The organism is Pseudothermotoga thermarum DSM 5069 (genome assembly GCF_000217815.1).
GTDB classification, from domain to species: Bacteria; Thermotogota; Thermotogae; order Thermotogales; family DSM-5069; genus Pseudothermotoga; species Pseudothermotoga thermarum.
Genome location: NC_015707.1, coordinates 933,879 through 948,108, shown reverse-complemented (window position 1 = coordinate 948,108; position 14,230 = coordinate 933,879). Strand labels below are relative to the sequence as shown.

General features: G+C 38.7%; 15 protein-coding genes. 7 read left to right on the top strand and 8 right to left on the bottom strand.

All coding sequences use genetic code 11. The features are described from left to right. The 6 genes from THETH_RS04910 to THETH_RS04885 are packed head-to-tail and all read right to left on the bottom strand — an operon-like array spanning position 1 to position 5,282. On the bottom strand, positions 1 to 885 hold the full coding sequence (locus tag THETH_RS04910; RefSeq protein WP_013932272.1) for a bifunctional enoyl-CoA hydratase/phosphate acetyltransferase: 885 nt from the start codon (positions 883 to 885) through the stop codon (positions 1 to 3). A 25-nt stretch (positions 886 to 910) separates the two neighbouring features. Next, entirely contained in the window at positions 911 to 1,651 is a 741-nt protein-coding gene (locus THETH_RS04905) for an FAD synthetase (RefSeq protein ID WP_013932271.1), read from the bottom strand. A 6-nt stretch (positions 1,652 to 1,657) separates the two neighbouring features. Then, on the bottom strand, positions 1,658 to 2,575 hold the full coding sequence (gene truB, locus THETH_RS04900) for a tRNA pseudouridine(55) synthase TruB (RefSeq protein WP_013932270.1): 918 nt from the start codon (positions 2,573 to 2,575) through the stop codon (positions 1,658 to 1,660). Then, entirely contained in the window at positions 2,553 to 2,930 is a 378-nt protein-coding gene (gene rbfA, locus THETH_RS04895; RefSeq protein WP_013932269.1) for a 30S ribosome-binding factor RbfA, read from the bottom strand. Before rbfA ends, truB begins: the two co-directional genes overlap by 23 nt. An 18-nt stretch (positions 2,931 to 2,948) precedes the next feature. Next, complete coding sequence (locus THETH_RS04890) at positions 2,949 to 3,812, bottom strand: HDOD domain-containing protein (protein ID WP_013932268.1); 864 nt, start codon at positions 3,810 to 3,812, stop codon at positions 2,949 to 2,951. A gap of 3 nt (positions 3,813 to 3,815) precedes the next feature. Next, positions 3,816 to 5,282 (bottom strand): sensor histidine kinase, encoded by a 1,467-nt coding sequence (locus THETH_RS04885; RefSeq protein ID WP_013932267.1) that lies wholly within the window; start codon positions 5,280 to 5,282, stop codon positions 3,816 to 3,818. 320 nt (positions 5,283 to 5,602) lie between these two features. On the opposite strand from THETH_RS04885, the gene THETH_RS04880 reads away from it, so the two are divergent. Genes THETH_RS04880 through THETH_RS04855 form a run of 6 tightly spaced genes read left to right on the top strand, consistent with a single transcriptional unit; the run spans position 5,603 to position 11,554 of the window. After that, entirely contained in the window at positions 5,603 to 6,388 is a 786-nt protein-coding gene (locus THETH_RS04880) for a mechanosensitive ion channel family protein (protein WP_013932266.1), read from the top strand. Next, complete coding sequence (locus tag THETH_RS04875) at positions 6,385 to 6,957, top strand: 3'-5' exonuclease (RefSeq protein ID WP_013932265.1); 573 nt, start codon at positions 6,385 to 6,387, stop codon at positions 6,955 to 6,957. Before THETH_RS04880 ends, THETH_RS04875 begins: the two co-directional genes overlap by 4 nt. Next, a complete protein-coding gene (locus tag THETH_RS04870; protein ID WP_013932264.1) occupies positions 6,951 to 8,192 on the top strand; it encodes a PhoH family protein in 1,242 nt (413 codons plus the stop codon). The genes THETH_RS04875 and THETH_RS04870 overlap by 7 nt, the downstream gene beginning before the upstream one ends. A 17-nt stretch (positions 8,193 to 8,209) precedes the next feature. Further along, positions 8,210 to 8,968, top strand: a complete 759-nt coding sequence (locus THETH_RS04865) for an ABC transporter ATP-binding protein (RefSeq protein WP_013932263.1) — start codon at positions 8,210 to 8,212, stop codon at positions 8,966 to 8,968. Between the two features lie 2 nt (positions 8,969 to 8,970). Further along, complete coding sequence (locus THETH_RS04860) at positions 8,971 to 10,509, top strand: hypothetical protein (protein ID WP_013932262.1); 1,539 nt, start codon at positions 8,971 to 8,973, stop codon at positions 10,507 to 10,509. A gap of 49 nt (positions 10,510 to 10,558) precedes the next feature. Next, positions 10,559 to 11,554, top strand: a complete 996-nt coding sequence (locus THETH_RS04855; protein WP_013932261.1) for a M42 family metallopeptidase — start codon at positions 10,559 to 10,561, stop codon at positions 11,552 to 11,554. On the opposite strand, the gene THETH_RS04850 is transcribed toward THETH_RS04855, so the two are convergent. Further along, positions 11,551 to 12,777 (bottom strand): MFS transporter, encoded by a 1,227-nt coding sequence (locus THETH_RS04850; RefSeq protein WP_013932260.1) that lies wholly within the window; start codon positions 12,775 to 12,777, stop codon positions 11,551 to 11,553. The two genes, THETH_RS04855 and THETH_RS04850, sit on opposite strands and share 4 nt — an antisense overlap. Positions 12,778 to 12,949: 172 nt before the next feature. Between THETH_RS04850 and THETH_RS10490 the strand changes: the two genes are divergently transcribed. Next, on the top strand, positions 12,950 to 13,093 hold the full coding sequence (locus THETH_RS10490) for a methyl-accepting chemotaxis protein (protein WP_083815663.1): 144 nt from the start codon (positions 12,950 to 12,952) through the stop codon (positions 13,091 to 13,093). A gap of 174 nt (positions 13,094 to 13,267) precedes the next feature. On the opposite strand, the gene THETH_RS04840 is transcribed toward THETH_RS10490, so the two are convergent. After that, positions 13,268 to 14,227 carry an ABC transporter ATP-binding protein gene (locus THETH_RS04840; RefSeq protein WP_013932259.1) on the bottom strand — a complete coding sequence of 320 codons (960 nt, stop codon included), beginning with the start codon at positions 14,225 to 14,227 and terminating at the stop codon, positions 13,268 to 13,270. Positions 14,228 to 14,230 lie beyond the last annotated feature (3 nt).

Here is a 14,230-nt window from a genome sequence, read left to right as displayed (position 1 = left end):
TCACATCTCCTGATTATAGGATACCGCCATGGCTATGGAAAAAAGCTTTGATTCAAAAGTGTCAGCTCTAGAAACAAGCACCACCGGAGCTTTTGCACCAATCACTATTCCGGCAATTTTTCCACCCGCGAAGTAAACAGCTGACTTACCCAACAGATTACCTGCATGTATATCTGGAACAACCAACAAATCTGCATCTCCAGCCACATCGCTTTTGACACCCTTAACTTTGGCAGCGTTGAGATTCAAAGCGTTGTCAAGTCCCAATGGACCGTCAACCAAGCAGCGACCAAATTCTCCCCTTTGCCCCATTTTAGCCAAAACAGCCGCTTCAACGGTTTCGGGCATATCTGGATTAACTGTTTCTACCGCGCATACAATTGCAACTTTCGGTGATTCATAACCTATGCTGTGTAGAAACTTCACTGCGTTCTTTATTATGGTGATTTTTTGCTCAAGCGTTGGGCGAATAACTATTCCTCCGTCGGTGATGAAGACAACCTTGGGTAAATACGGAACCTCAACAGCAGCTATGTGGCTGAGCAAACCTGACCCTCTTAATCCCCACTCTTTGTTCAAAACAGCCTTTAAAAGCGTCGATGTTTTCACAAGTCCTTTGATGAGTATGTCGGCTTTTCCCGATGATATGAGTTTCACACTTGTTTCAGCGCATTCAGCTTCCGTTGAGGCGTGGATAATGGAAAAGTTTTTATCTTCACAAGACACTATCTCCTTGTTACCAACCAAAGTTACATCATCTAAAATCCCCATTTTAACTGCCTCAAATGCAGCTTTAACAGCTTCTGCATCCTCTGCTCCAGCTACAACAGCCCTACGATAAGAGGATTTGCTGGCTTTCTCAAAAAACTCTTTAAGTGTCTTCATAAGACATCCTCCTTTGCTTTGGCGTTTAATTCTGATCAACTTTTGAAGTAACTTTGAAAGTTAGAAGGCTTGATGGCAGCAATTTCTCATTGAAAACTAATTCGACCATATCCTTGACTTTCAACAAGCCTTTCTTTCCCGTATAGTACTCCTCAACGTTGTAAACGCCATTTCCAAGTTTTACAAGCTCATCTTTTTGTTTCACCAAAAAAACATTTTCTTGCGTCGTTGTTCCAATTACAAGTAACTCCAAGATCAACGGTCTTCCTAAAAGTTGCGTAACTTTATCAATCTGGCCAGATTTTATAAATTGTCTAATTTCAGAACTGCTGACTTTTTGAAAAGAACCGTTCATAACAAGATCAAACGAGAAAAATTCTATTCCAGCCTCACTCGAAAGGTTTTTCAAAGTTTCCACCGTTCCAGCCGCGTTTTTTCCAAATCTAAAATCTTTTCCAACAACTAAAACTGCTGTTTGATCTGATATGTACTTGTAAAAGAATTCATCAGGATCCAAATCCTTTATTCGGCTGAGATCCAGAATTTCTACTTCATCAACGTATTTTAAAATCTCTCCTATTCTAATTTTCAAAGGAATTATAAAACCATCGAATCTTCCTTGCAGATACTCATATGGATAAGAAACAACAAAAACCTTCAATGGTAATGATTTTTCACAACCAATTTTTTTCATGAACTTAAACAACGCTTGGTGACCTATGTGAACACCGTCGAAAACACCTATTGTTGTAACGTATTTTTTCATCAAAACCTACTCCTTGAAAACTTTGAACGGTCTTAAAATCACCTCGTTGCGAGATAATCTTTTCAAAGTTTCAACGAACGATGAATTTCTTTCAGCTTTTGCAAGACAAACAATTTTTCCATTGTAAATTACCTGCACTATGTCGTTTTTCGAAAAATCCTCAAATGAAACTACCCCATCAACCCTTACTGCGTTGCCTTCCACTGCCTTTTTAAAACCAACTTCAGACAGATAAACCTTTGGAAATGTCAAAATGTTCACAGGATCGATCAATTTGGATAATATTTCTTCCCTTTCCAAGTTAAAAACGTCTATGGCATCTTCAACCGATAAATTTCCAACCTTTAGTCTTCTCAGTTCAACGGCGGTTGCACCGCACCCAAGGGCATACCCTATGTCCATGCATAGAGATCTTATGTAGGTTCCAGAAGAGACTCTAGCAACAAACGACACTTCTTTTCCATTGATTTTAACGTCTCTGATTTCGTATATCGTTACTTCCCTCGGTGGAAGCCTTATTATCTTGCCTTGGCGCGCCAATTCGTAAAGCTTTTTACCCTTGTATTTGCGTGCCGAATAAGCTGGAGGAACTTGTTTGTACGTTCCCACAAAGGAGTTTATGACCTGAAGTATTCTCTCTTGATCGACGTTCACATCGTGTTGTTCCACTATTTGACCAGTTATGTCAAAGGTATCGGTGATCAAACCAAGCACCATTTTTACATAATAAGTTTTCTCCCACTTCATCAGGTATTCAAGAATTCTTGTAGCCCAACCAATGCCTACTATCAACAAACCAGTTGCAAAAGGATCGAGGGTACCTGCATGCCCAATTTTCCTTATCCCAAGTTTCTTTCTAAGATGTTCAACTACATCGTGCGAAGTTGGTCCCTTTGGTTTGTCAACCAGCAGAATTCCGTTCACCCTTCTTGTCCTCCTTGAGTTTTTCAAGAAGACTGTGAACCCTCACGCTGGCTTCTATACCTTTGTCCTCTTTGAATCTAATATCGGGAACGGCATAAATATCGAGATTTTGGGCTATATAACTTCGAAAATATCCCTTGATCTTGTTCATATGTTCCACAAGGTTTTTTCTCTCATTTTCATCACCAACTACGCTGATATAAACGTCCACATACCTTTTGTCTTTGGAAAGTTCCGCTCTGGACACTGTTATGAGCTTACCCGCGATTTTTGGGTCCTTTGCCTGCCTTATGGCTTCCATGACAAGTTTCACGATTTCAGATTCAATCATTGCTTTTCTGTAATCCGGCTTCATGTTGTTCACCTCCTTACCTTAAACTTCCACCGCTTTGTCGATGCTCAAAAATTCCTCAGCAGTTGCAAGTCTTTCCTTGAGCTTATCAACGTAATTTGTTAGCATTTTTGGTTTTATAGCCAACACATTCAACGCGTCCGGAGATAGTTTTAAACCACCGTAAGTATAGGAATCTCCAAATTTAAACGTGTTGACCACAAAATCCGCTATGTGTACCATGCTCACTACATCTGCGTAAACCGAGTCTGAAAAGCTTTTCACATCGTGATGCCCGCTGATTGGCTGTGTAACGATTTCGGGCAAATTCCACCGTTCAGCGAGCAATGAACCCGTTGCCGTGTGCTGCGGTATATTAAGCTTTGCTTCAGCTTCAAAAAAAGATATCTGTAGCGTTTTGGTAACTTTTGCAACTGCTGCAAAGCTTTCAGGAGATATATAATCTAAAGCAAGTTTTCCCAGGTCGTGAAGTAATCCTGCAACAAACACTTCCTCTCTATTTGGATAATTCAACATATGCGCAAGTAATTCTCCAGCTACAGCAACTCCTACAAAATGTTTCCAAAGTGCAAGTTGATCGATTTTTGAATTTCGAGAACCAGTTAAAGATTTATAGGTGAAAACACTTAATGCCAAATTTCTGACCGTTTTAAACCCAAGAATCATTATTGCTTCGTTGAGCTTCGCTATTTTTCTTGGTAAACCATAATACGCTGAATTGACAAGCCTTAAAACCTTCGCCGTCAAACTTGGATCCAACCTCATAGCATCAGCCAGATCCTTCGCTGAGGCATTTGGATCTGAAGCTATCGATATTATTCTCTGCACCACGGGATCAGGTGTCGGTAATTGTTCGATTTTATCGATAAAGTCTTTCAACTGCATTGTTTATTCCCCTATGTTTAGCTTTACGTAGAATATGCTGCCTTTTCCGGGTTCACTTTCGAACCAAATTTTTCCTCCGTGCAATTCTACAATTTCTTTGCAGATTGTCAAACCTAATCCTGTCCCTTCCACTTTGTAGTCTTTGAAAGATTGCACTCGGAAGAATTTTTCAAAGATTCTGCTTTGGTATTCTTTTGGTATGCCTATACCGTTGTCGCTCACAGCAATGATTACAGAGTCGTTCAGGCGTTCCAATTTAATTTTGACGTACTTGTAGCGATTCTCAGGGTTGGAATACTTTATTCCGTTGCTGACCAAATTCATCAAGACTTGCCTTAACCGCATACGATCTGCAAATACGATAAGCTGATCTGGTCCTTCGTATTCAAGGCTAACTTGCTTTGATTTGGCAAATTCTCCCATAGATTGGATAACCTCTTGGCACAGCTCAACCAAATCGAACCAAGTTTTTTCCAACTTGAGCGTTTTTTGTTCAATTTTTGCAAAATCCAAGATTTGATTTACAAGATTTTCTAGATGCAAAGTTTCGTCGAAAACCGTCTTCATGAAATCTTTAAGCATTGTTTTGTTTAACTCATCCAAAGAATTCAAGATCGTTTCAACGTATGCTCTTATCGCAGCCAGAGGTGTTCTAAGTTCATGAGAAACGTTGGCAATAAATTCGGTCTTAAGCGCATCAATCTGTTTCAATCTCTCGAGTTCTTTTGTGTTTGTAACATCGGTGATCGTCACAAGCACTTGTCTTTGTCCTTCATATTCAATAGGTTCGGCAATTATCGAATAAAATATTCCTTTTATCTCCACTTCTTGAGATTGCTTTTCATTCAAAGTAAAAGTTCTTACGGCAACTTGCTTTATTTGGTTGATCAACTCTTCGTTGTTCTCGTTCTCAACATATCGAATGTTGGCAAAAACCGGGTTTAAAACCTCATCCAAAACAACGATCATTTGTGGGAAAGAATTGAAAATTTGCTGCATGTACTTCATTGTTTCCTCTACAACTTGATGCTGCCTTTCCAAACTTTCGTAAAGTTTTAAGTTTTCAAGAATAACAGTTGATAAAAAGGCAAAAAGCTTAACCAGTTCAAAAATTTCAAAGGAAGGTTCTTGACTTAGCGCGATCACAAGAGCTCCAAGTGTTCTATCGGATTTAGAGAGCGGTGCAACCAAAAAAATCTTGTCTTGGATTGGTATAGCACTTACCGTCATTTTTTGTACGCTCCAAAGTATCATGTTTTTTTCTTCCTCACCAAGTGTTACGTTATTTTTCGATGCGTATACGGCATGCATCTTCTCATCTGTTATCAGTACTTCTTCAGATCCAACTATCCTTTGGATCGTTCTAACAAGTGAACTCAGAAGTTTTTCAGGCTCTCTAACGTTGCTCACTTCCCTGATGAAACTAGAGATAAAAGAATACAATTTTATCGAGCTTGTTTCCGACGGCATAAAACTCCTTCCTGTTTTTTGTGAATTTTAACGCTTAATATATTATACTATGTTCAGCGAAAATTAAGAGGATAAGAAGCTATAATAGTACGTTTGTCATTGCTGACTCACAAAGCTCACGAACTCTCACATCTGATTAATTTCTTGATCGAGCACAACATATCCCATGCTTAAATGGATGTATTACGCATTATATGCTCGATGAAAAAGTATTGGTATAAATTTGCGGCATCTTGATACAATTATTCCTTTCTTAATCATCGCATCCGTCATTCTTAGTGTAAAGCCCATGGTAAAATTCAAAAAGGAGTGATACTCGAATGGGCTCGATTTTGGTAAATCTAGTCAAGACACTTTTAACTTGTGTTATTTCTTATGCGATTTACAAAATGCTTTTGAGACTTTTTTACGAACTGAGTTACAAATTTCGTAAAGAACTCAAGCTTAAGAACACCATAAGACTCATTCTTGGCTTGTTGGTGGGTTTGATTGCTTTGATGGTTATTCTTAACATATGGCAAGTCAACTTGATTCCATATCTGACTGCGTACGGTGTAGCGGGAGTTGTAATTGGTTTGGCTTTGCAAGAACCTTTGGTGAACTTTTTCAGTGGTCTACTTGTGCTTGTGACTGGAAAGTTGTCCGAAGGCAAAGTGGTTGACATCGAAGGAACAACCGGAACGGTAGAGGTAATACATTTCAACTACACAATTCTCAGAACATTCGACGGAAGAAAGGTTATCATCCCAAACAGACAAGTTTGGAATTCTAAAGTGATAGATTTCTGGCCAGATTCAGTGCGAAGAGTTAGTATAAAAGTTGGCGTCCCATACGATTCGAACATAGAAAAGGTTGTGCAAATACTCAAAAAATGCATAGAGGAAGAGCCGTTGGTTGTGAAAGAAAACGTCACAAACTTTGTTGATTTTAGTGCATTTTCAAGCTCTTCAATTGATTTTGAGGTGTTTTTCTGGGTTAGAAGAGAAAGCTTTTTCGAAGCAAAAATATCCCTTGCAAATCGTATTAAACAAGAACTTGAAAAAGAAGGTATCAAGATACCATATCCACAGCTGGATGTACACATAAAAAAGGAAGATGGGGCATGAACGATTTTTTGGAAAAAAACCTCTTCTGCGCCATGGATACGGAAACCACAGGGACAGATCCGCTTGGAGGCGATCGAATCATTGAAGTTGCAGTGGTTCCAATTTTCAAAGGGAAAATCTTAAGGCGTTCCATTTATCACTCGTTGGTCAACCCAAATGTGAAGATACCTGCCACTATTCAAAAAATTCATAAAATAAGCAATGAAGATATACAAGATGCACCGGAAATTGACCACGTTTTTGAACAACTGAGGATTTTTCTGAATCGTTCGATAATAGTTTTTCACAGAGCGTATTTTGATTTATCCTTCCTTGACATCTCCGCAAAGGAGATAGGAATGCTACCTCCCACAGTAACTTATATCGATACCCAAGAAATGGCAAAGATGGTGTTTGGAGAAAAGAAGAGCTTAGCATGGCTTGCCGAAAAGTTTAAGCTCCCAAAGCCAACGCATAGAGCTTTGGACGACGCAATGATAACCGCAAAAGTTTTCCTAAATCTTGCAAAATTTCTTTCCAAAGCTCAGTTTGAAGATTTAATCCGCGTTTGGAGGGGATCGGAATGGTGAAAAATTACGTTCTTGACACAAACGTTTTGATACACGATCCAAACGCAATTTACAGTTTTCAAGACAACAATGTTGTAATTCCCCTTCCAGTTCTGGAAGAGTTGGACAAACTAAAACGCAGGTCTGACTCAGTTGGAAAATCGGCAAGGCAGGTTATAAGAGAACTTGATTTGCTTCGAAGCAAAGGCGATTTATCCAAAGGAGTAAAGTTGGAAAACGGAGGAAATTTGATAATCATGGTTGTAGGGGATGGAAAAAAAGAAACACCAAGTTTTCTTTACGAAAAATACCTTGATAACTGGATTCTCGGTTATGTAGTTCTCCTTTCGAAATCCTCGAATATTCCAACAATTCTGGTGAGCAAAGATATAAGTTTGAGGGTAAAAGCCTCTGCTCTTGGAATACCAGCGCAAGATTATTTAACGGACAGATCCAACCTTTCAACGCTTTCTTCTGGATATTCCGTTTTAGACAAAGATGTTGAACCTGGGCAAAAAATTGAAGGTTTTCCAGAAAATCACTATCTTAAATGTCCAAACGGTTTTTTCAAAGTCAAAAATGGGACGGTAACACAACTTGCTATCAAAAGTTCCGATAAAATATGGGGAATTTCGCCGTTGAACGATGAGCAGCTTTTTGCCATGGATGCACTTTTGGATGACGATGTAAAACTGGTTACACTGGTTGGTATGGCTGGTACAGGCAAAACTTTGATAGCCTTGGCTTGCGCTCTTGAAAAAACTTACAACCAAAAAAGGTATAAAAGGATCATAGTGAGCCGACCGTTGATTCCTGTTGGGAAAGATGTGGGGTATTTACCTGGTTCCTTGCTGGAAAAGTTAGAACCTTGGATGGAACCAATAATGGACAACTTGGAATTTCTATTCGATCGAGTTGGAATGAGCCTTAAAGAATTCATGAAGAAAGACATCTTGGAAATAAGTGCTCTTACTTTCATGAGGGGAAGAAGCCTTCCAAACCAGTACATGATCATAGATGAAGCGCAAAATTTGACACCACACGAAGTAAAAACGATTTTGACGCGTGCCGGAGAAAACACAAAAATCGTTCTTGCAGGAGATCCTTATCAAATCGATACACCTTATTTGGATAAGGATAGCAACGGATTGGTTTACGCCGCTTCAAAGCTTTTGGGAAACAAGCTAGTGGCACACATAACTTTGGTGAAAGGAGAAAGATCTCAGCTTGCATCTCTTGCGGCAGAAAAACTTTAGAAAAAGGAGGACAATCCGTGGTCGCGATTGAGACTTTCAATTTGACAAAGGATTTTGGCAAATTTAGAGCCGTTGACGGATTGAATCTTAAAGTGGAAGAAGGGGAAATATACGGTTTTCTCGGTCCCAACGGAGCTGGAAAAACGACAACAATACGAATGCTAACCGGCACCATGCGACCGACTTTTGGTGAAATAAGAATACTTGGTTTGGATATGAAAAAAAGTGAGCTTGAAATAAAGAAAATGATAGGTGTAGCACCAGAGGAACCAAAGATTTATCCGTACCTTAAAGGGCATGAATTTCTTTCCTTTGTGTGCGAAATCTATGGACTCGACAAAAATCAAGCAAACTCTAGAATAAGGGAGTTATGTGAAGCATTTTCCGTGGACTACCTTGATAAGCTGATCTTGGAAATGTCGCATGGGATGAAACAAAAACTTATCCTTATAAGTGTTTTGATGAGAAAACCAAAAGTTATATTTCTCGATGAACCGACGGTTGGTTTGGATGCGAAATCTGCAAGAATCTTAAAAATGCTTCTTCTAAAATATTCTCAAGAAGGTTGCACAATTTTCATGACAACTCATATCATGGAAATAGCGGAAAAAATGTGTCAAAGAATTGGGATAATCAACTCAGGTAGGTTGATTGCCGAAGGCACCATGGAACAGTTAAGGCTTCTTTCCAAAACTACCCAGGGCAGTCTTGAAGATATCTTCTTAAAGTTGACAAGCAGCGAAGACAACATACTGCAAATCGTGAAGGAGCTGTAAAAATGCGCGAGCTTTTGATAATACTCAAATACGGTCTTAAGGGTTCCTTCCCGAGAAAAAGCGAAAGAAAGCTTCCAAGAAACGTTTTGCTAGCGTTGGCTTTTGCATTTGTCTACGGTATACCGCTGTCGGTGATTTTCTTTGAACTTTTCAAACAAACCTTTCACGTTGTGATTGACGGCCTTGACTTTCCAACTATAATCGTTTCCTATTGGTTGACGATGATCACTGCGATATTTTTTACATCCCTTTTTACAAATTTGGTGAGTTCTTTTGTAAAGAACGAAGAAATAACGATGTTATTAAGCTATCCTCTGAAAAGATCAAGCATAGCACTTTATCAAATGATATTAACCTTTGTAAATCAAGCCTTCGCTGCTGTTATGTATTTTTCTGTTTTCATAGCTTATTCGATTGCCACCGGAAGAAATGTTTTCCTTGCAACAATCTCTGGGCTTTTGATGTTTTTCTTTGTTTTTTCTCTCTCACTCATTCTGGCGTCATCGGTTGGTTTATTGATGAGAAAATCAACCGCCAGAACAGTAAACGTCGTCACACTCTTGTTGAGCGTTGTGATCTTCTTAGTTTCTACTCAAATGCTTCCTGAACTTTTCAGCAAGTTTTTGGAAGGCAAACTTGAAAGCTTTGTCCAAATCGGTGAAAAATTGTTGAGCCATCTGAATATTTTTATTTGGCCAGTTTACATAATCCAAGGAAGTTATGCGCACCTCGCTAGTTTATTTCTCTTGGGCATGTTGACATGGTTTTTGAGCCTTAAAATGGCAGATAGACTGACTTTCGAAGAAAATCAAAAAAGTGTTTCAAAGAGAACGCTTTTAATCACCAACAATTTTGGCTTGATGAAAAAAGAACTCAAGACTCTTTTAAGGCAAAGTCAAACGGTTATGATGTTCTTTTATCCTATCATCCTTTGGTTGATCCTTGGTTATACCACCAAATCGGTTGCAACTTCTGTTATTTTTGTTATTTTCATGAGTTCTTTGTACGTCTCTGTATGTTCGGCTTTGCTTGTCGGTCAAGAACTTTACGTATGGCCAATACCAAAAACTATGCCGGTTGAAGCAAAAGTTTTGTTAATTCCAAAGATCGTTCTTCCCCCACTGCTATTTTGCGGTGTATTCATGGCTTCATCAATTTTGATTCAATTGTTTTTAAAAGTTAGCGGTATCTTTTATTTGCTTTATCCTGCCGTTTTTGTTTTGTATTTATTTGCTGCGGTGATGGGAGTTGATGTTACGTTAAAGCATAAAAAAGCAACAGAAATAATGAATCCTTCAAAAATTTTATCGATGGAACATATTTTGCGGATACAAGTTTTTACAATTGCAGCATCTTTTGGTTTGGTTTTCCCGATAACTCTTCGAATTGAGCGCCTAGAATTTCTCAAGCTATTTTTGAAAAACGATTTACTTGTTGATTTGACAAGTTTTGGAGTACCTTTGGTTTTCTCCGTTTTTCTAATACTTTTTTGTATAGAAAAGATCAAATCAATGTCCAAGAAATTTTGCGAGATGGAATAATAGTTTGTTATGCTAACGTTTTGGTATAATTTTGTGGGGTGATGAAAGTATGCAAAAAGATTGGATAAACGAGCTTGTTGATTTGTGTTTAACTGCTGGAATCTCTGGAAGGGAAGAAATGATAAGGCAAAAAATCATAAACATGTTGCCAAAAGATATGCCGTACAAAGTTGACAACGTTGGAAATCTGATAGTTGAAATAGGCAGCGGAAAAGAGTTTGTGGCTTTGATGGCTCATATGGACGAAATCGGTTTGCTGATAACAGGAATCAAACAAGATGGAACTTTGACTTTTAAAAAGATCGGTGGTTTTGACGATAGGTTGCTTTTGGGATCTCATCTTCAAATAATAACTCAAAACGGCTCGTTGGATGGAGTAATTGGAGCTATTCCTCCTCACCTCGGTGGGAATCAGCCAATTGACAATTTGACCATCGATATTGGAGCTAAAAGCAAAGAAGAAGCCATAAAAATGGGTGTGAAAGTTTTAGACTACGCTGTTTTCAAAAAGCACGTTAGTGTTTTGAACGGAAAATACATTTCTGTAAGATCTTTGGACGACAGATTTGGTTGCCTTAGCCTTGTGAAGGTGCTTCACAAAGTTAAGAATGAAAACCTTGATAAAAAAGTCTTCTTCGTTTGGACTGTTCAAGAAGAAATAGGCCTAAAAGGCGCAAAAGCTTTTCTTTCATGCCACAAAGTAGACATATGTTATGCCATAGACTCTTTTGCATGTTGTTCACAACTTACGGGAGATGTGGCTCCGGGTAATGGACCAGTTCTGAGAATGGCTGACAACAGCGCCATCGGTAGCTACAGCCTAATGATGGAAATTCTTCAAAAAGCCGAGAGAAACCACATACCTATTCAAGTTGGCGTAACCGGCGGTGGAACGGATAGCTCGGTTGCAGTTGATTCCAACGCAAGAATGGTTCCAATAAGTTTGGCAGTGAAATATCTTCATTCAAATGCAGAATACATTTCATTGGATGATTTTGAAAAATTAGTCGAATTGCTGACTGTGCTTCTGATTGAAAAAAGTTAATAAGTAGACTCGGTCTCAGGTTGTTTTATCAAAAATTTGTGGATGACAAAGTAGGCAATCAGTGCAAGGGCAAGGATTTGGTAGGACGCTCTAATTCCTATTACGTTGCCAAGAAGTCCGAAAACAAAAGTACCAACGGGTGATCCACCGTTGTTTATGAGGGCGTACAAAGACATAACGCGCCCTTTTGCATGCATCGGAGAAAGAAGTTGAGTTCTGCTGTTGGTAACGTTGAAAAATACAGTTTGACACAAGCCGTTGACAAAAGACGTGAAAATTGCCGCATTTGGATAAACGGAAGTAACAAATGTACTTGTACCTATTGCAAGTATAAGGAACTCTTCGTTGATCTGTATTACCTTTTTTGAATCCATACCACCGGCTAAAATGGCTCCAACAAAAGCACCAAGCCCCATTGAACCCATCACCAAGCCATAGCCAACAAGCCCTGTGCGCATGGCCGATTTCGCGAAAGCTTGCATAAGCATACTGTACGGCATGCCGAACACAGCGTAAACAGTCAGGGATATAAAAGTTGACAGTATTCTTTTGTCTTTGACAACTATTTTTAAACCCTCTGATAGGTCCTTGAAAAAGGCTCGTTCTTTGCTTAAGTTACGTTGATAATTCGTCGGTATAGTGGGTAAAACGATCAAAAGTGGGACAAAAGAAATGGCGTTCAAAATAAAACCAAACGATAAACCATAGTATTTAACAACGAATCCTGCTATTGAAGGACCGATCATCCTTGCTAAATTAAAGATAAGAGCATGAAGTGCTAGTGCGTTAGGAAGGTAATCTTTCGGAACAACACTTGATATAAAAGTGTTCCTCGACGGAAGATAGAAAGCACCGGATATGCCCATTAAAACGCTTAAAATCAAAAGTTGAGCTGGAGTAAGAATATTTTTGTAAACCAAAAAAGCCATGACACAAGCGTTGATGGTATCTGCAACTTGCGTTAGAAACAATACTTCCCTCGGTCCAAACCAATCTATCAAAACCCCACTGACTGGTGAAAGAAACACCGTGGGAAAACCTTTCAAAAAAGCGATCAATCCAATGAAACCAGCTGCCTTGTTTTCAGGCAAAACGTTTACACCAACCCAGCCTCTCAACGTGGTGTCTATCCACGTTCCTATCAGCGAAATACTCTGCGTCGACCAGAACAAAAGGTAATTTTTGTTTCTGAGAGCTCTGAAAGGATTCGAATACTTCGCCATACGAACTTTTTATACAACAGGATTGTTAAAATAAAGTTGTTGAATTGGTAACAACAGATAATCAAAAAATCGTAGTTATAAAAGAAGGTCTAGCGGCGGAGTTAACGATAGCAGCATCATTGTCTAGCGCGATGATTGTTATCTTCCTAGTCAGTCGGAACTTGAACGTTCGATGAAACAGTTGAGTGAATCATCCAAGACCATAAGTCAAATGATACAAGTGATGGAACAAATTGTCGAGCAAACCTATTTGCTAGCTCTTAATGTTGCCATAGAAGCTGTAAAAACGAGAGAAAGTGGAAAAGGTTTTGCTTGAGTACTTTGTTGATCAGCTTTCAAAAAACAAAAACGACATACGTGATTTCAAACAGATAATAAAAGAGAGCGGAGAATCCGTTCAAAATCAAGTCTTATTCACAAAAAATCAACTGCTAACAATAATTTTCAAAAATCTCTTTGAGTTACTTGGTTTTATTGAAAAATATTTAGGTTACCCATAAAAATGGCACCTGCAAAAATGTCCTGGTGAAACTTCTAACAAATTTGGTTCCTCAATTTGGCAGATTTTTTCTGCTTTTGGACAGCGTGTGTGAAATACACATCCACTAGGAGGATTAATTGGGCTGGGGATTTCTCCTTTTGGAACTGTCCGAATTCTTCTTCCAGTTCCAACACTTGGAACACAATCCAGCAAAATTTTTGTATACGGATGCGAGGGGTGATTAAAGATATCATCTTTGCTTCCTATTTCCATTATTTTCCCCAGATACATAACTGCAACGTGTGTTGCCATGTAATCAACGACTGCTAAGTTATGAGTTATAAACATGTACGTTAAAGAGAAATTTTCTTTTAATTCCTTCAACATAGCAAGAACTCTAGCTTGAACAGAAACGTCAAGAGCAGAAGTTGGCTCATCCAAAACTATAAATTCTGGCTTGAGAACAAGAACTCTGGCAATGGCAATGCGTTGTCTTTGCCCTCCTGAAAATTCGTGAGGATATCTGAACATGTGCTCTTCCCGAAGTCCAACCAATTCTAAGATTCCCTTAACTTTGGAGTATATTTCATTTCTTTTCATTTTGAAGTGTATTTTCAAACCTTCACCAATTATATCTTTCACAAGCTTCCTTGGATGCAAGGAATTATATGGATCCTGCTGAACTATCTGCATTTTACGTCTATATTCAAGCATTTCCTTACCATCTAGTTTTAAGATGTTAACACCTTTGAAATACAAATTCCCACTGGTTGGTTCTATCAACCTAAGGATAAGCCTGCCCAGGGTACTTTTACCAGAACCAGACTCACCAACCACGGCAAAAATTGAACCTTTTGGTATGTCAAAAGATACATCATCCACTGCTCTTACGTACAAAGGTTTTGAAAAAATAGATTTTCTTATTTCAAAATACTTTTTCAAGTTCTCAACTCTTATCAACGGCTCCATAAC

Coding starts and splice junctions, on each gene's coding strand:
- THETH_RS04910 (WP_013932272.1), bottom strand. CDS start 885: ATGAAGACACTTAAAGAGTTTTTTGAGAAAGCCAGCAAATCCTCTTAT.
- THETH_RS04905 (WP_013932271.1), bottom strand. CDS start 1,651: ATGAAAAAATACGTTACAACAATAGGTGTTTTCGACGGTGTTCACATA.
- rbfA (WP_013932269.1), bottom strand. CDS start 2,930: ATGAAGCCGGATTACAGAAAAGCAATGATTGAATCTGAAATCGTGAAA.
- THETH_RS04890 (WP_013932268.1), bottom strand. CDS start 3,812: ATGCAGTTGAAAGACTTTATCGATAAAATCGAACAATTACCGACACCT.
- THETH_RS04885 (WP_013932267.1), bottom strand. CDS start 5,282: ATGCCGTCGGAAACAAGCTCGATAAAATTGTATTCTTTTATCTCTAGT.
- THETH_RS04880 (WP_013932266.1), top strand. CDS start 5,603: ATGGGCTCGATTTTGGTAAATCTAGTCAAGACACTTTTAACTTGTGTT.
- THETH_RS04875 (WP_013932265.1), top strand. CDS start 6,385: ATGAACGATTTTTTGGAAAAAAACCTCTTCTGCGCCATGGATACGGAA.
- THETH_RS04870 (WP_013932264.1), top strand. CDS start 6,951: ATGGTGAAAAATTACGTTCTTGACACAAACGTTTTGATACACGATCCA.
- THETH_RS04860 (WP_013932262.1), top strand. CDS start 8,971: ATGCGCGAGCTTTTGATAATACTCAAATACGGTCTTAAGGGTTCCTTC.
- THETH_RS04855 (WP_013932261.1), top strand. CDS start 10,559: ATGCAAAAAGATTGGATAAACGAGCTTGTTGATTTGTGTTTAACTGCT.
- THETH_RS04850 (WP_013932260.1), bottom strand. CDS start 12,777: ATGGCGAAGTATTCGAATCCTTTCAGAGCTCTCAGAAACAAAAATTAC.
- THETH_RS10490 (WP_083815663.1), top strand. CDS start 12,950: ATGAAACAGTTGAGTGAATCATCCAAGACCATAAGTCAAATGATACAA.
- THETH_RS04840 (WP_013932259.1), bottom strand. CDS start 14,227: ATGGAGCCGTTGATAAGAGTTGAGAACTTGAAAAAGTATTTTGAAATA.